Origin of the sequence: Pseudomonas sp. Pf153 (assembly GCF_001269775.1) — a bacterium.
GTDB classification, from domain to species: domain Bacteria; phylum Pseudomonadota; class Gammaproteobacteria; order Pseudomonadales; family Pseudomonadaceae; genus Aquipseudomonas; species Aquipseudomonas uvaldensis.
Genome location: NZ_LHVL01000029.1, coordinates 80543 through 95581 on the forward strand (window position 1 = coordinate 80543; position 15039 = coordinate 95581).

Genomic DNA, 15039 nt, shown 5'->3' on the forward strand with positions numbered 1-15039 from the left:
ACCGGATCTCCATTGCACTGAAGATCCCGTGTGGAAGCGGGCTTGCTCGCGAAAGCTTTTGCTTTTAGCCCTGGACCGGCACGCCCTTGAGGTACGGCGCCGGCTCAGCTCCCAGGTTGTTGAGCATACGCTCGCTGTACCAATCCACGAAGTTCACCACGCCGAACTCGTAGGTCTTGGAGTACGGGCCCGGCTGATAGGCGGTGGAGTTGATGCCGCGCTGGTTTTCTTCGGCCAGGCGACGGTCCTGGTCGTTGGTGGCGTCCCAGACCTGGCGCATGCGCTCCACGTCGTAATCCACGCCTTCGACTGCGTCCTTGTGCACCAGCCATTTGGTGGTGACCATGGTTTCCTGGGCGCTGATCGGCCACACGGTAAACACGATGATGTGGTCGCCCATGCAGTGGTTCCACGAGTGCGGCAGGTGCAGGATGCGCATCGAGCCCAGGTCCGGGTTCTTGATGCGGCCCATCAGCTTGGCGCAGCCCTGCTTGCCGTCCATGGTCATCGACACGGTGCCCTTGAGCAGTGGCATGCGCACGATGCGGTTACGCAGGCCGAAGCTCTTGTGGGCGTAAGGGATTTTCTCGGCTTCCCAGGCGGCGGCGGATTCGGCCACGTGGTCCTTGAAGGCCTGGTCGGCGCGTGGGTCGGTGACGTCGTCCCATTCCAACAGGGTCTTGAGCAATTCCGGGTGTGAGCCGCCGCAGTGGTAGCACTCGCGGTTGTTCTCCAGCACCAGTTTCCAGTTGGCTTTTTCCATCAAGGTGGTTTGCACCGCCACCTTGGTGTTTTCCATGTCGTACGGTTCCATGTAGTGGTTCAGCGTGGACAGGAAGTCATCGATGGGTGGTGGGTTTTCCGCCAGGCTGATGAAGATGTAACCGCCGGCCGTTTTCACGTTCACGGGCTTGAGGCCGTACTGCTTCATGTCGAAGTCGGCGCCCATTTCGGTGCCGGCGAACAGCAGGCGACCGTCCAGTTCGTAGGTCCACTGGTGGTAATGGCAGACCAGCTTGGCAACCTTGCCCTTGTCGCTGGTGCACAACCGGGAGCCACGGTGACGGCAGACGTTGTGGAACGCATGCACCACGCCTTCGGCGCCACGAATCACGATGATCGGGTTCTTGCCTACCTGCAGGGTCAGGTAGTTGCCCTTGGTCGGGATCTCGCAAGTCATGCCGGCGATCAGCCATTCCTTCTGGAAGATTTCCTGCATGTCGATGTCGAACAGGCGCTCATCGCAATAGAACGGCTGCGGCAGCGAGAACGTGCGCTCGCGTTCCTGCAGCATCTGTGCGGTGGCCTTGCGTGCGGGTTCCAGTGGATCGCCCAGGCTCAGGGTTGTAGTTACGTCCATCGTTTTATCCTCATGGCCATCTGTGTGGCCGGCGAAATATGGCTAATCGGTTGTGCTACGCAAGGCAGAAAACGTTGTTTGTCTGTTGGGGCGAGTGTGGGGCCGCGCAGGGCCGGAACCTTATCCATGGGCGACATGGCCCAATCTGTTCCCGACGCGCAAGCCCCGGTGGTTGGGGGCTGGTCGCGATAAGTACGTGGATGTCGCGAATAGGTAAACGACGCTCCCGGCGCCTGCGCACAATCGCCACCATGAAGGCCGGCAGTCGGCCGTGGAGAACAGTATGTCCAATAATTTCCTGAACCCGGTCACCACCCAGACCTGGGCCAATGGCCGACATATCGTGCGTTGCGTCAAAGTCATCCAGGAAACCTGGGATGTGCGTACCTTCTGCTTCATGGCCGACCAGCCGATCATGTTCTTCTTCAAGCCGGGGCAGTTCGTGACGCTGGAGCTGGAAATCGAAGGCCAGCAGGTCATGCGTTCCTACACTATCTCCAGCTCGCCGTCGGTGCCTTACAGCTTTTCGGTGACCATCAAGCGCGTGCCCGGGGGCAAGGTTTCCAACTGGCTGCACGACACCCTGCACGAAGGCCAGGAGCTGGCGGTGCACGGGCCGGTGGGGCTGTTCAATGCCATCGATTTCTCTGCCCCGAAAGTGCTCTACCTCAGCGGCGGTGTCGGCATCACGCCAGTGATGTCCATGGCACGCTGGTACTACGACACCAACGGCAACGTCGACATGGTGTTCATCCATAGCGCCCGCTCGCCCAAGGACATCATCTATCACCGCGAGCTGGAGCACATGGCGTCGCGGATCGACAACTTCAGTCTGCACCTGATCTGCGAGAAACACGGCCTGGGCGAGCCGTGGGCGGGTTATCGCGGCTACCTGAACCACAAGATGCTGGAACTGATGGCGCCTGACTTCCTTGAGCGCGAAGTGTTCTGCTGCGGCCCTACGCCGTACATGAACGCGGTCAAGCGCCTGCTGGAAAATGCCGGCTTTGACATGAAGCGTTATCACGAGGAGTCCTTCGGGGCCACGCCACCGGAAGCCCGTGCCGACGCGGTGGAACAGGCCGAACAGGCCGCCGAGGCACCGGAAGTCGATGCGGCGGACCTGCACCTGGTGGAGTTCACCTCCTCGGGCAAGAGCATTCGCGTGGCGCCGGGCGAAACCGTCCACGCCGCTGCTGCCAAGCTCGGCATGATGATTCCCAAGGCCTGTGGCATGGGCATCTGCGGAACGTGCAAGGTATTGAAGCTGGGCGGCGAAGTGGAAATGGACCACAACGGCGGGATCACCGAGGACGACGAGGCCGAGGGGTACATCCTGTCGTGCTGCAGCGTGCCAAAGGGGGATGTGCGGATCGAGTTCTGACGCTGGGGCGGGGCAGGGGAACGCGGAGCGTCCCCGGCTGCATTCCCACGCGGAGCGTGGGAACGATCAGCGGTCTTGAGTGTGTCTCTATTTAGTTGGACATGACTTCGCGAATATCCGCCGCCAATTCCCGCACTCGTGCTTCTTCGGTGTCCCACGAGCACATGAACCGCGCGCCGCCCTTGCCGATGAAGGTGTAGAAGCGCCAGCCGCGAGCGGTGAGGGCGGCGATGGCAGGTTCCGAGAGCTGCAGGAACACGCCGTTGGCCTGGACCGGGAACATCAGTTCCACGCCAGGAATGTCGCTCACCAGCTGTGCCAGCAATTGGGCGCAGCGGTTGGCGTGGCGAGCGTGCTTGAGCCAGGCGTCGTCCTGCAGCAGGCCGACCCAGGGGGCGGACAGGAAGCGCATCTTCGAGGCCAGTTGCCCGGCTTGCTTGCAGCGGTAATCGAAGTCTTCGGCCAGGTCGTGATTGAAAAACAGGATCGCTTCGCCCACCGCCATACCGTTCTTCGTGCCGCCGAAGCACAACACGTCCACGCCCGCTTTCCAGGTCAGGTCCGCTGGTGAGCAGCCGAGGAAGGCGCAGGCATTGGAGAAGCGAGCGCCGTCCATGTGCAGATTCAGCCCCAGTTCCTTGCAGGTGATGCTGATGGCGCGAATTTCCTCCGGTGTATAGACGCTGCCGACTTCCGTGGCCTGGGTCAGGGTCACGACCCGCGGCTTGGGGTAGTGGATGTCCTGGCGCTTGAGGGCGATCTCGCGGATCGAGTCGGGCGTCAGCTTGCCGTTTTCGGTGCGCGCCAGTAGCAGCTTGGAACCGTTGGAGAAGAATTCCGGCGCACCACATTCGTCGGTTTCGACGTGGGCGGTTTCCGAGCAGATCACGCTGTGGTAGCTCTGGCAGAGTGAGGACAGCGCCAAGGAGTTGGCTGCCGTGCCGTTGAACGCGAAGAAGACTTCGCAGTCGGTTTCGAACAAGGCTCGGAAATCATTCGCCGCGCGATGGGTCCACTCATCATCGCCGTAGGCGCGCTGATGGCCCTGGTTGGCTTCTTCCATGGCGGCCCAGGCTTCGGGACAAATGCCTGAATAATTGTCGCTGGCAAACTGTTGACTCTTGTCGGTCATGGCCTTGCTCCTTAGATAGAGAGTCCTGGGTAAAGAGATCCCTGGCGGAATTCCCGTGTGGGGAATCCCATGGTCCGGCGTGTTTGGGTCCACGACGCCGTGTTCAATGTTGGTGCGCACTTTACCCAAGATTAGGGGGGGAACACACCGGATGTTTCTGTCAGCAAATCACAAAGTCATCGAGTCTCCTCCCGCATGAACCAGCGCGACGGTGCCCTTGACCTGCTCAAGTGGCTGGCTCTGCTGGCGATGGTGCTCGATCATCTGCGATATGTCGGTTTCTCCGCCGATTGGCTGTATGTGCCAGGGCGTCTGGCATTCCCCTGGTTTTGCCTGGCGATGGCGGCCAATCTGGCGCGCAGCGGGTCGAGTGTTGATCGGGGGCGTTACCTGGGCTGGTTGCTGCTGTTCAGCGCCATCAGCGAAGTTCCCTACCGATTGTTCTTTCCCGATCCCGCGACCCTAAATGTAATGCCGACCCTGGTCCTGGGTTTGTTGGTCGCACGCGGTTGGCAGATTCCGACGCGGCAGGCGCGAATGCTGGCGGTAGCAGCGTTATTGTTGGCGGCGCTGTTCTCGTCGCGGCTGATGTTCGGGGTTTTCGGCGTGCTGCTGCCGCTGGTGATGTTGTTGGTGTTGCGCCGGCCCTGGTACCTGGGCTTGTTGCCAGGGATTGTGTGCGTGGCGGCCAATCAATGGCGGGTTCTGTATGGCGCGGCGTGGCTCGGCAACGAAGTCGCAGTGTGGGGTTTGCTGAGCTGCCTGTTTGCGCCAGGGCTCGGGCTGTTGCTTTTGCGACAGGCGGGTCGTGTTCGTCCCCCGGCGATGCGGCGTTGGGCTTATGCGCTTTATCCGGCGCATTTTCTGACGCTGCTAGCGGTTCGCCTGGCGGTGGCGTGATTCCGTGACGGGAGAGCCAGGCGCGTCCGTGCTTTTGAATGCATGTCGTAAACGCGCCGTTGCGTGGCGTCCATAGGCATTTGACCTGCCTGCGCCAGCCATACCATCGCATCCAAAGGGCACTGTCGAACGGGCGGTGCCTCACCAAGACAAAAGGCGCAATGACGCCGCTGGGAGAGACGCGATGTTCAGCAAGCAAGACCAGATCCAGGGTTACGATGATGCACTGCTGGCGGCGATGAACGCCGAAGAGCAACGCCAGGAAGATCACATCGAACTGATCGCGTCAGAGAACTACACCAGCAAGCGCGTCATGCAGGCCCAGGGCAGCGGTCTGACCAACAAATACGCCGAAGGTTATCCGGGCAAGCGCTACTACGGTGGCTGCGAGCACGTCGACAAGGTCGAGGCCCTGGCGATCGAACGCGCCAAGCAACTGTTCGGCGCCGATTACGCCAACGTCCAGCCGCACTCCGGCTCTTCGGCCAACAGCGCCGTGTACCTGGCCCTGCTGCAAGCGGGCGACACCATCCTGGGCATGAGCCTGGCCCACGGCGGTCACCTGACCCACGGCGCCAAAGTGTCGTCCTCGGGCAAGCTCTACAACGCAGTGCAATACGGTATCGATACCACCACCGGCCTGATCGACTACGACGAAGTCGAGCGCCTGGCAGTGGAGCACAAGCCAAAAATGATCGTCGCCGGTTTCTCGGCGTACTCCAAGACCCTCGACTTCCCGCGTTTCCGCCAGATCGCTGACAAGGTCGGTGCCCTGCTGTTCGTCGACATGGCCCACGTGGCTGGTCTGGTGGCCGCCGGTCTGTACCCGAACCCGCTGCCTTACGCCGACGTGGTCACTACCACCACCCACAAGACCCTGCGCGGTCCGCGTGGTGGCCTGATCCTCGCCAAAGCCAACGAAGAGATCGAGAAAAAACTCAACGCCGCCGTATTCCCAGGCGCCCAGGGCGGCCCGTTGATGCACGTGATCGCCGGCAAGGCCGTGTGCTTCAAGGAAGCGCTGGAGCCTGGCTTCAAGGCCTACCAGCAGCAAGTGATCGAGAACGCCCAGGCCATGGCTGGCGTGTTCATCAAGCGCGGCTACGATGTAGTGTCCGGCGGCACCGACAACCACCTGTTCCTGGTCAGCCTGATCCGTCAGGGCCTGACCGGCAAGGACGCCGACGCCGCCCTGGGTCGCGCTCATATCACCGTCAACAAGAACGCCGTGCCAAACGACCCGCAGTCGCCCTTCGTGACCTCGGGCCTGCGCATCGGCACTCCGGCGGTGACCACTCGCGGCTTCAAGGTTACCCAATGCGTGACGCTGGCCGGCTGGATCTGCGACATCCTCGACAACCTCGGCGACGCCGATGTCGAGGCCAATGTCGCCCAGCAAGTGGCGGCCCTGTGCGCGGACTTCCCGGTTTATCGCTGAGTCGGTTTTGGAGTAAATGACTATGCAACGCTATTCGGGCTTCGGCCTCTTCAAGCACTCTCTCAGCCATCACGAAAACTGGCAACGGATGTGGCGCACGCCCACCCCGAAAAAAGTCTACGACGTGGTCATCGTCGGCGGTGGCGGGCATGGTCTGGCGACCGCCTACTACCTGGCCAAGGAACACGGCATCACCAACGTGGCCGTGGTCGAGAAGGGCTGGCTGGGCGGCGGTAACACCGCGCGCAACACCACCATCGTGCGCTCCAACTACCTGTGGGACGAATCGGCCCACCTGTACGAACATGCGATGAAACTCTGGGAAGGCCTGTCCCAGGACCTGAACTACAACGTGATGTTCTCCCAGCGTGGCGTCTACAACCTGTGCCACACCCTGCAGGACATCCGCGACTCCGAGCGTCGGGTCAACGCCAACCGCCTCAATGGCGTGGACGGCGAGCTGCTGAATGCCAAACAAGTGGCCGAGGAGATCCCGTATCTGGACTGCTCGAAGAACACCCGTTACCCGGTGATGGGTGCCACCGTCCAGCGTCGCGGCGGCGTCGCCCGTCACGATGCCGTGGCCTGGGGCTTTGCCCGGGCGGCGGACGCCTTGGGCGTGGACTTGATCCAACAGACCGAAGTGATCGGTTTCCGCAAGGAAAACGGCGTGTGCATCGGTGTGGAAACCAACAAGGGCTTCATTGGCGCCAAGCGCGTCGGCGTGGTCACCGCCGGTAACTCCGGGCACATGGCCAAGCTCGCCGGCTTCCGCCTGCCGATCGAGTCCCACCCACTGCAAGCGCTGGTGTCGGAGCCGATCAAGCCGATCATCGACAGCGTGATCATGTCCAACGCCGTGCACGGCTACATCAGCCAGTCCGACAAGGGCGACCTGGTGATCGGCGCCGGTATCGACGGTTGGGTCGGCTACGGTCAGCGCGGTTCGTACCCGGTGATCGAACACACCATCCAGGCCATCGTCGAGATGTTCCCGATCCTCTCGCGCGTGCGCATGAACCGCCAGTGGGGCGGCATCGTCGACACCACGCCGGACGCCTGCCCGATCATCTCCAAAACGCCAGTGCCGAACATGTTCTTCAACTGCGGTTGGGGCACCGGCGGCTTCAAGGCCACCCCGGGCTCGGGCAACGTGTTTGCCGCCAGCCTGGCCAAGGGTGAGATGCACCCGTTGGCCGCGCCATTTTCCATCGACCGTTTCCACAACGGTGCATTGATCGACGAACACGGCGCTGCTGCCGTCGCCCACTAACAGGAGAAATCCCTATGTTGCACATCTTCTGTCCTCACTGCGGCGAACTGCGCTCCGAAGAGGAATTCCATTCGTCCGGCCAGGCGCACATCCCGCGCCCACTGGACCCCAACAGCTGCACCGACGAGGAGTGGGGCAACTACATGTTCTTCCGCGACAACCCTCGTGGTTTGCATCACGAGCTGTGGATTCACGCTGCCGGGTGCCGCCAGTACTTCAACGCGACCCGCGACACCGTGACCTACGAGATTCTCGAAACCTACAAGATCGGCCAAAAGCCGCAATTCACCGATAAGGCTGACAGTCCGAAAGCGGCCGCACAGGCTCTGGGAGAGAAGGTATGAGCCAGATCAATCGCCTGTCCAACGGCGGACGGATCGACCGCAACAAAGCGCTGAGCTTCACCTTCAACGGCCAGACCTACAAAGGCTTCGAAGGCGACACCCTGGCCGCTGCATTGCTGGCCAACGGCGTCGACATCATCGGTCGCAGCTTCAAGTATTCCCGTCCCCGCGGCATCTTCGCCGCCGGTGCCGAAGAGCCGAACGCGGTATTGCAGATCGGTGCCACCGAAGCCACGCAGATCCCTAACGTGCGCGCCACGCAACAGGCGTTGTACCAGGGCCTGGTCGCCACCAGCACCAACGGCTGGCCGAACGTGAACAACGACATGATGGGCATTCTCGGCAAGGTCGGCGGCAAGCTGATGCCGCCGGGCTTCTACTACAAAACCTTCATGTACCCGCAATCGTTCTGGATGACTTACGAGAAGTACATCCGCAAGGCTGCAGGCCTGGGTCGCTCGCCGACCGAGAACGATCCGGACACCTACGACTACATGAACCGCCACTGCGACGTGCTGGTGGTCGGCGCGGGTCCTGCCGGCCTGGCCGCTGCACTGGCTGCCGGTCGCAGCGGTGCGCGAGTGATCCTGGCGGACGAGCAGGAAGAGTTCGGCGGCAGCCTGCTCGATTCCCGTGAGAGCCTGGATGGCAAGCCCGCGACCGAGTGGGTCGCCGCGGCTGTGGCTGAATTGCGTTCGATGCCCGAGGTGGTGCTGTTGCCTCGCGCCACCGTGAACGGCTATCACGACCACAACTTCCTGACCATCCACGAGCGCTTGACCGATCACCTCGGTGACCGTGCGCCGATCGGTCAGGTGCGCCAGCGTATCAACCGTGTCCGCGCCAAGCGCGTGGTACTGGCGACCGGTGCCTGCGAACGTCCGCTGGTCTACGGCAACAACGACGTGCCGGGTAACATGCTGGCCGGTGCGGTGTCCACCTACGTGCGTCGCTACGGCGTGGCACCGGGCAAGAAACTGGTGCTGTCCACCAACAACGACCACGCCTATCGCGTGGCCCTGGACTGGTTCGATGCCGGCCTGCAAGTGATCGCCGTTGCCGATGCCCGCAGCAACCCTCGTGGTGCGCTGGTGGAAGAAGCACGAGCCAAGGGCATTCGCATCCTCACCGGCAGCGCCGTGATCGAAGCCCGTGGCAGCAAGCGCGTCACCGGCGCCCGCATCGCCGCCATCGACGTCAAGGCACACAAAGTCACCAGCCCTGGCGAGTGGCTGGACTGCGACCTGGTGGCCAGCTCCGGCGGCTACAGCCCGGTGGTCCACCTGGCTTCGCACTTGGGCGGCAAGCCGATCTGGCGCGAAGATATCCTCGGTTTCGTACCCGGCGAAGCGCCGCAGAAACGCGTGTGTGTCGGTGGCGTGAACGGCGTCTACAGCCTCGGTGATTCCCTGGCCGATGGCTTTGAAGGCGGTGTGCGCGCAGCCAGCGAGGCCGGTTTCAAGGCGGTGGAGGGCGTGTTGCCCAAAGCGCTGAGCCGTCATGAAGAGCCGACCCTGGCGCTGTTCCAGGTGCCGCACGAAAAATCCACCGCACGGGCGCCGAAGCAATTCGTCGACCTGCAGAACGACGTCACTGCCGCCGCCATCGAACTCGCCACCCGCGAAGGCTTCGAGTCGGTGGAACACGTCAAGCGCTACACCGCACTGGGCTTTGGTACCGATCAGGGCAAACTGGGCAACGTCAACGGCCTGGCCATCGCGGCCCGCTCGCTGAACGTGAGCATCCCGCAAATGGGCACCACCATGTTCCGTCCGAACTACACGCCGGTGACCTTCGGCGCGGTAGCGGGCCGGCACTGCGGGCACATCTTCGAACCGGTACGTTTCACCGCGCTGCATGCCTGGCATGTGAAGAACGGCGCCGAATTCGAAGACGTCGGCCAGTGGAAACGTCCTTGGTACTTCCCGAAAAACGGTGAAGACATGCACGCTGCGGTCAAGCGCGAATGCAAGGCTGTTCGCGAAAGCGTCGGCCTGCTGGACGCCTCGACCCTGGGCAAGATCGACATCCAGGGCCCGGATGCCCGCGAATTCCTCAACCGCATCTATACCAACGCCTGGACCAAGCTCGACGTGGGCAAGGCCCGCTACGGTCTGATGTGCAAGGAAGACGGCATGGTGTTTGACGACGGCGTGACCGCCTGCGTCGGCGACAACCACTTCATCATGACCACCACCACCGGCGGTGCGGCCCGTGTGCTGCAATGGCTGGAGATCTACCAGCAGACCGAATGGCCGGACCTGAAGGTGTACTTCACCTCCGTCACCGACCACTGGGCGACCATGACCCTGTCGGGCCCCAACAGCCGCAAACTGTTGAGTGAAGTCACCGACATCGACCTGGACAAGGACGGTTTCCCGTTCATGACCTGGAAGGAAGGCCTGGTGGGCGGCGTGCCGGCGCGGGTGTTCCGGATCTCGTTCACCGGTGAGCTGTCGTACGAAATCAACGTGCAGGCCGACTACGCCATGGGCGTGCTCGAACAGATCGTCGAGGCCGGCAAGAAGTACAACCTGACCCCGTACGGCACCGAGACCATGCACGTACTGCGGGCCGAAAAGGGCTTCATCATTGTCGGCCAGGACACCGACGGCTCGATGACTCCGGACGACCTGAACATGGGCTGGTGCGTGGGCCGTACCAAACCGTTCTCGTGGATCGGCTGGCGTGGCATGAACCGCGAAGATTGCCTGCGCGAAGACCGCAAGCAACTGGTGGGCCTCAAGCCGATCGACCCGAACGTCTGGCTGCCGGAAGGCGCGCAACTGGTCTTCAACCCCAAGCAGGCGATCCCGATGACCATGGTCGGCCACGTGACCTCCAGCTACGCGCACAACTCCCTGGGCTATTCATTTGCCATGGGCGTGGTCAAGGGTGGTCTGAAGCGCATCGGCGAGCGGGTGTTCTCGCCCCAGGCCGATGGCAGCGTGATCGAGGCAGAGATCGTTTCTTCGGTGTTCTTCGATCCGAAGGGTGATCGGCAGAATATTTAACACTCGAGCCCTGTGGGTGGGGGCGAGTGGGAGCAAAGCTTGCTCGCGATGCAGGCGACGCGGTAGCCGTCAGACCGCATTATCGTTCATCGCGGGCAAGCCTTGCTCCCACAGCCCCACACACCGGCAGGCCAAGCAAGATTCAAGACAGGTGCTCCATATGACCGCAGTCAACGTGTACCAACAACGCCCGACCACCGGGGCCAAGGCCGAGTCGTCGCTGCACCATGCCGACCTCGCCAGCCTGGTGGGCAAGGGTCGCAAGAACGCCAGCGTGATCGTGCGCGAGAAAAAACTCCTGGGTCACCTGACCATCCGTGGCGATGGTCATGATGCGGCCTTCGCTGCCGGTGTCCACAAGGCGCTGGGCATTGAATTGCCGGGCGCACTGAGCATCATCGTCAAGGGCGAAACCAGCCTGCAATGGATGGGGCCGGATGAATGGCTGCTGGTCGTGCCGACCGGTGAAGAATTCGCTGCCGAGAAGAAGCTGCGCGAAGCGCTGGGCGACCTGCACATCCAGATCGTCAACGTCAGTGGCGGCCAGCAGATCCTCGAGCTGTCCGGCCCGAACGTGCGCGACGTGCTGATGAAATCCACCAGCTACGACGTCCACCCCAGCAACTTCCCGGTGGGCAAGGCCGTGGGCACGGTGTTCGCCAAGTCGCAACTGGTTATCCGCCACACCGCGGAGAACACCTGGGAACTGCTGATCCGTCGCAGCTTCTCCGATTACTGGTGGCTGTGGTTGCAGGATGCGTCGGCTGAGTATGGGTTGAGCGTCCAGGCTTAACCAAAGCTGCACACTGCCCTGTGGTGAGGGATGCATCCCCTCGCCACAGGGTTTAGCCATAACGAACAGGAGTCACCGCAATGAGCCGCGCCCCGGATACATGGATCTTGACCGCCGACTGCCCCAGCGTGCTCGGCACGGTGGACGCGGTGACCCGCTTTCTGTTCGAGCAGGGCTGCTACGTCACTGAACACCACTCCTTCGATGACCGACTCTCGGGGCGTTTCTTCATTCGTGTGGAATTCCGCCAGCCTGACGGTTTTGCCGAGCAGGCTTTCCGGGCCGGCCTGGCCGAGCGGGCGCAAGCCTTCGACATGGTGTTCGAACTGACCCCACCCAACTACCGGCCCAAAGTGGTGATCATGGTTTCCAAGGCCGATCACTGCCTCAACGATTTGCTCTATCGCCAGCGCATCGGCCAGTTGTCCATGGACGTGGTGGCCGTGGTGTCCAACCACCCGGACCTCAAACCGCTGGCCGACTGGCACCAGATTCCCTACTACCATTTCCCCCTGGACCCGAACGACAAACCGGCCCAGGAACGGCAGGTGTGGCAAGTCATCGAAGAAACCGGCGCCGAGTTGGTGATTCTCGCCCGCTACATGCAGGTGCTGTCGCCGGAGCTGTGCCGCAAGCTCGACGGCAAGGCCATTAACATTCACCACTCCTTGCTGCCGGGATTCAAAGGCGCCAAGCCCTATCACCAGGCCTACAACAAAGGCGTGAAGCTGGTGGGCGCCACGGCGCACTACATCAATAACGACCTGGACGAAGGCCCGATCATCGCCCAGGGCGTGGAAGTGGTGGACCACAGCCACTATCCCGAAGACTTGATCGCCAAGGGCCGGGATATCGAAGGGCTGACGTTGGCCCGGGCGGTGGGGTACCACATTGAACGGCGGGTATTTCTCAACGCCAACAGAACGGTTGTCCTCTAGATTTCAGGACCGCTTAGCGGTCCATTCGCGGGCAAGCCCGCTCCCACAGGATTTTTGTCGACATACAGATCTCAGATCCACCAGCGATCCAAATGTGGGAACGGGCTTGCTCGCGAAGAGGCCGTTACAGACAACAAAGAAACAAGCCACTAGCAAAACCCGAGCAATCAACGCGCTGCCTGCCTGGGCATCGCAGTTTCATAAAAACAACAGCGAGGTGAAAGCATGTCCGGTAATCGTGGTGTCGTGTATCTCGGCCAAGGCAAGGTTGAAGTACAGAAAATCGACTATCCAAAAATGCAGGACCCGCGTGGCAGGAAGATCGAGCATGGCGTCATCCTGCGCGTGGTATCCACCAACATCTGCGGCTCCGACCAGCACATGGTACGCGGTCGCACCACCGCCCAGACCGGTCTGGTCCTGGGCCATGAAATCACCGGTGAAGTGATCGAGAAGGGCAGCGACGTCGAGAACCTGAAAATCGGTGATCTGGTGTCCGTGCCGTTCAACGTCGCATGCGGGCGCTGCCGTTCCTGCAAAGAGCAACACACCGGCGTCTGCCTGACCGTCAACCCGGCCCGTGCCGGTGGCGCCTACGGCTATGTCGATATGGGTGACTGGACCGGCGGCCAAGCCGAGTATGTGCTGGTGCCGTACGCCGACTTCAACTTGTTGAAACTGCCGAACCGCGACAAGGCCATGGAGAAAATCCGTGACCTGACCTGCCTCTCCGACATTCTGCCGACCGGCTACCACGGTGCCGTCACCGCCGGTGTCGGTCCTGGCAGCACCGTGTACATTGCGGGCGCCGGTCCGGTTGGCCTGGCCGCTGCAGCTTCGGCGCGCCTGTTGGGTGCGGCGGTGGTGATCGTCGGCGACGTCAACCCGGTTCGCCTGGCCCACGCCAAGGCCCAGGGTTTCGAAATCGCCGACCTGTCCAAGGACACCCCGTTGCACGAGCAGATCGCCGATCTGCTGGGCGAGCCGGAAGTGGACTGCGCCGTTGACGCCGTGGGCTTCGAAGCCCGTGGTCACGGCCACGAAGGCGTCAAGCACGAAGCCCCGGCCACGGTGCTCAACTCGCTGATGCAAGTCACCCGCGTCGCGGGCAAGATCGGTATCCCCGGCTTGTACGTGACCGAAGACCCGGGCGCGGTGGATGCCGCCGCCAAGATCGGTGCCCTGAGCATCCGCTTCGGCCTGGGCTGGGCCAAGTCCCACAGCTTCCACACTGGCCAGACCCCGGTGATGAAGTACAACCGCGCGCTGATGCAAGCGATCATGTGGGACCGTATCAACATCGCAGAAATCGTCGGTGTGCAGGTCATCAGCCTGGATGACGCACCGAAAGGCTACGGTGAGTTCGATGCCGGCGTGCCGAAGAAATTCGTGATCGACCCGCACAAGATGTTCAGCGCGGCGTAGTTGGAGGCAAGACGGGAAAAGGGCGACAGCGATGTCGCCCTTTTTATTTGTCCCTGGTTTTATAGTCGCGCAAGGCCGTGGCGTGTTCTGAATGACCCATCGTCATTGCTTCGTCAACGTCAACTCCCGGAAGAATACCTCGTCCCCATATTGGTCTCTCTCTGGATCTGCCTTGTACAAGCAAGTGTTTCCCGCGGGTGAGGGACCTATTAATCGCAGGTTGTAGTTCTTAATGTCTTCTGCATTATGAAAATACTGTCCCGACCAGGCATTTCCGTTTGAATCGACAGCGTCGTATTTATAGCCTTCATTATTGGGCGGTGGATTGTTTGCCGAGGCGAAGGAAGCCTTGAGATCATTTACCGCGGGGCAGGAGACTGCCGCGTGAACATTTCCCGACAAGCTTGTCGCCAAGAGCATGCAGGTCATCATGGTTTTGTACATGGCCCGTCTCCGTTGTTTATTGTTATCAGATGTTCCTGGTTGGGCTTGGTCTTGCCTACTGTCGACACTGACAGTAGGCAAGACCAAGAAGTGATAACTCAGCTGTTTCATATAGAGGCACGCTTGGGCAGTGGCGAGTGATCAGAAGCTCACGTTGAAATAATCGGCATCGATTAGCGCGCATATCCTGGGCTCGTGGCTCTCGCATCGGTTTTCGGCCCATTGCGAGAATGAAGATTCCTGGAGCTGAATATATTCCAAGGTCAGGTTTATCTGGCCGTACCTGCACGTAAGGGATGCTCGTCGTGTCGCTTGCCCGTTCTCGTTGATCTCATGAGGAGCGTATTCGGCGCCGTTGAATTTCAATGAGTTCGGATCGACGACGTCTACGAGGCTTTCGCTCGCCCATTCATGTTCATCCGGGATGTCCACCGAATAAACGTCTTCCACGGCTCCGACGACTTTATGAATGTCGGTAACGGCAGGACAAATTATTTCGCCGGCATGAACATAGCCGTTCAACAACATGAATAGTCCCGCGCCCCCAGCCAGTATCTTATGCATCTTCAAGACTCCGTGGCTCGATTCAATCCT

Annotated in this window: 13 protein-coding genes; 9 read left to right on the forward strand and 4 right to left on the reverse strand. The window is 61.3% G+C overall.

Features of this window, described 5'->3' with window-relative positions; all coding sequences use genetic code 11:
- Positions 1-64 precede the first annotated feature (64 nt).
- Positions 65-1360 (reverse strand): glycine-betaine demethylase subunit GbcA, encoded by a 1296-nt coding sequence (gene gbcA / locus AD666_RS21020; protein WP_053156175.1) that lies wholly within the window; start codon positions 1358-1360, stop codon positions 65-67.
- Between the two features lie 283 nt (positions 1361-1643).
- Here gbcA and gbcB point away from each other — a divergent pair, with 283 nt between their 5' ends.
- Positions 1644-2744: a glycine-betaine demethylase subunit GbcB gene (gene gbcB, locus AD666_RS21025; protein ID WP_053156178.1), complete on the forward strand. Its 1101-nt coding sequence runs from the start codon at positions 1644-1646 to the stop codon at positions 2742-2744.
- Positions 2745-2835: 91 nt separating this feature from the next.
- On the opposite strand, the gene AD666_RS21030 is transcribed toward gbcB, so the two are convergent.
- Complete coding sequence (locus AD666_RS21030; RefSeq protein ID WP_053156181.1) at positions 2836-3876, reverse strand: low specificity L-threonine aldolase; 1041 nt, start codon at positions 3874-3876, stop codon at positions 2836-2838.
- A gap of 195 nt (positions 3877-4071) precedes the next feature.
- On the opposite strand from AD666_RS21030, the gene AD666_RS21035 reads away from it, so the two are divergent.
- From AD666_RS21035 to fdhA, 8 genes are all read left to right on the forward strand, one after another.
- Entirely contained in the window at positions 4072-4776 is a 705-nt protein-coding gene (locus tag AD666_RS21035) for a TraX family protein (RefSeq protein WP_053156184.1), read from the forward strand.
- A 184-nt stretch (positions 4777-4960) separates the two neighbouring features.
- A complete protein-coding gene (glyA, locus tag AD666_RS21040; RefSeq protein WP_053156187.1) occupies positions 4961-6214 on the forward strand; it encodes a serine hydroxymethyltransferase in 1254 nt (417 codons plus the stop codon).
- A gap of 22 nt (positions 6215-6236) precedes the next feature.
- Entirely contained in the window at positions 6237-7487 is a 1251-nt protein-coding gene (locus AD666_RS21045) for a sarcosine oxidase subunit beta (RefSeq protein WP_053156190.1), read from the forward strand.
- A 14-nt stretch (positions 7488-7501) separates the two neighbouring features.
- Positions 7502-7831, forward strand: coding sequence for a sarcosine oxidase subunit delta (locus AD666_RS21050; protein WP_053156193.1), 330 nt, complete (start codon positions 7502-7504; stop codon positions 7829-7831).
- The gene (locus AD666_RS21055; protein ID WP_053156196.1) at positions 7828-10845 is read left to right on the forward strand and encodes a sarcosine oxidase subunit alpha; all 3018 of its coding nucleotides are present in this window, start codon (positions 7828-7830) and stop codon (positions 10843-10845) included. Before AD666_RS21050 ends, AD666_RS21055 begins: the two co-directional genes overlap by 4 nt.
- 160 nt (positions 10846-11005) lie before the next feature.
- Positions 11006-11638 carry a sarcosine oxidase subunit gamma gene (locus tag AD666_RS21060; protein WP_053156200.1) on the forward strand — a complete coding sequence of 211 codons (633 nt, stop codon included), beginning with the start codon at positions 11006-11008 and terminating at the stop codon, positions 11636-11638.
- Positions 11639-11718: 80 nt separating this feature from the next.
- Positions 11719-12576 (forward strand): formyltetrahydrofolate deformylase, encoded by an 858-nt coding sequence (gene purU, locus AD666_RS21065; RefSeq protein WP_053156203.1) that lies wholly within the window; start codon positions 11719-11721, stop codon positions 12574-12576.
- A 225-nt stretch (positions 12577-12801) separates the two neighbouring features.
- A complete protein-coding gene (fdhA, locus tag AD666_RS21070) occupies positions 12802-14001 on the forward strand; it encodes a formaldehyde dehydrogenase, glutathione-independent (protein WP_053151494.1) in 1200 nt (399 codons plus the stop codon).
- A 102-nt stretch (positions 14002-14103) separates the two neighbouring features.
- On the opposite strand, the gene AD666_RS21075 is transcribed toward fdhA, so the two are convergent.
- Together AD666_RS21075 and AD666_RS21080 are read right to left on the reverse strand one after the other, a co-directional pair.
- Positions 14104-14445 carry a hypothetical protein gene (locus tag AD666_RS21075; protein ID WP_053156206.1) on the reverse strand — a complete coding sequence of 114 codons (342 nt, stop codon included), beginning with the start codon at positions 14443-14445 and terminating at the stop codon, positions 14104-14106.
- 141 nt (positions 14446-14586) lie between these two features.
- A complete protein-coding gene (locus AD666_RS21080; protein WP_053156209.1) occupies positions 14587-15009 on the reverse strand; it encodes a hypothetical protein in 423 nt (140 codons plus the stop codon).
- Positions 15010-15039: the final 30 nt, after the last annotated feature.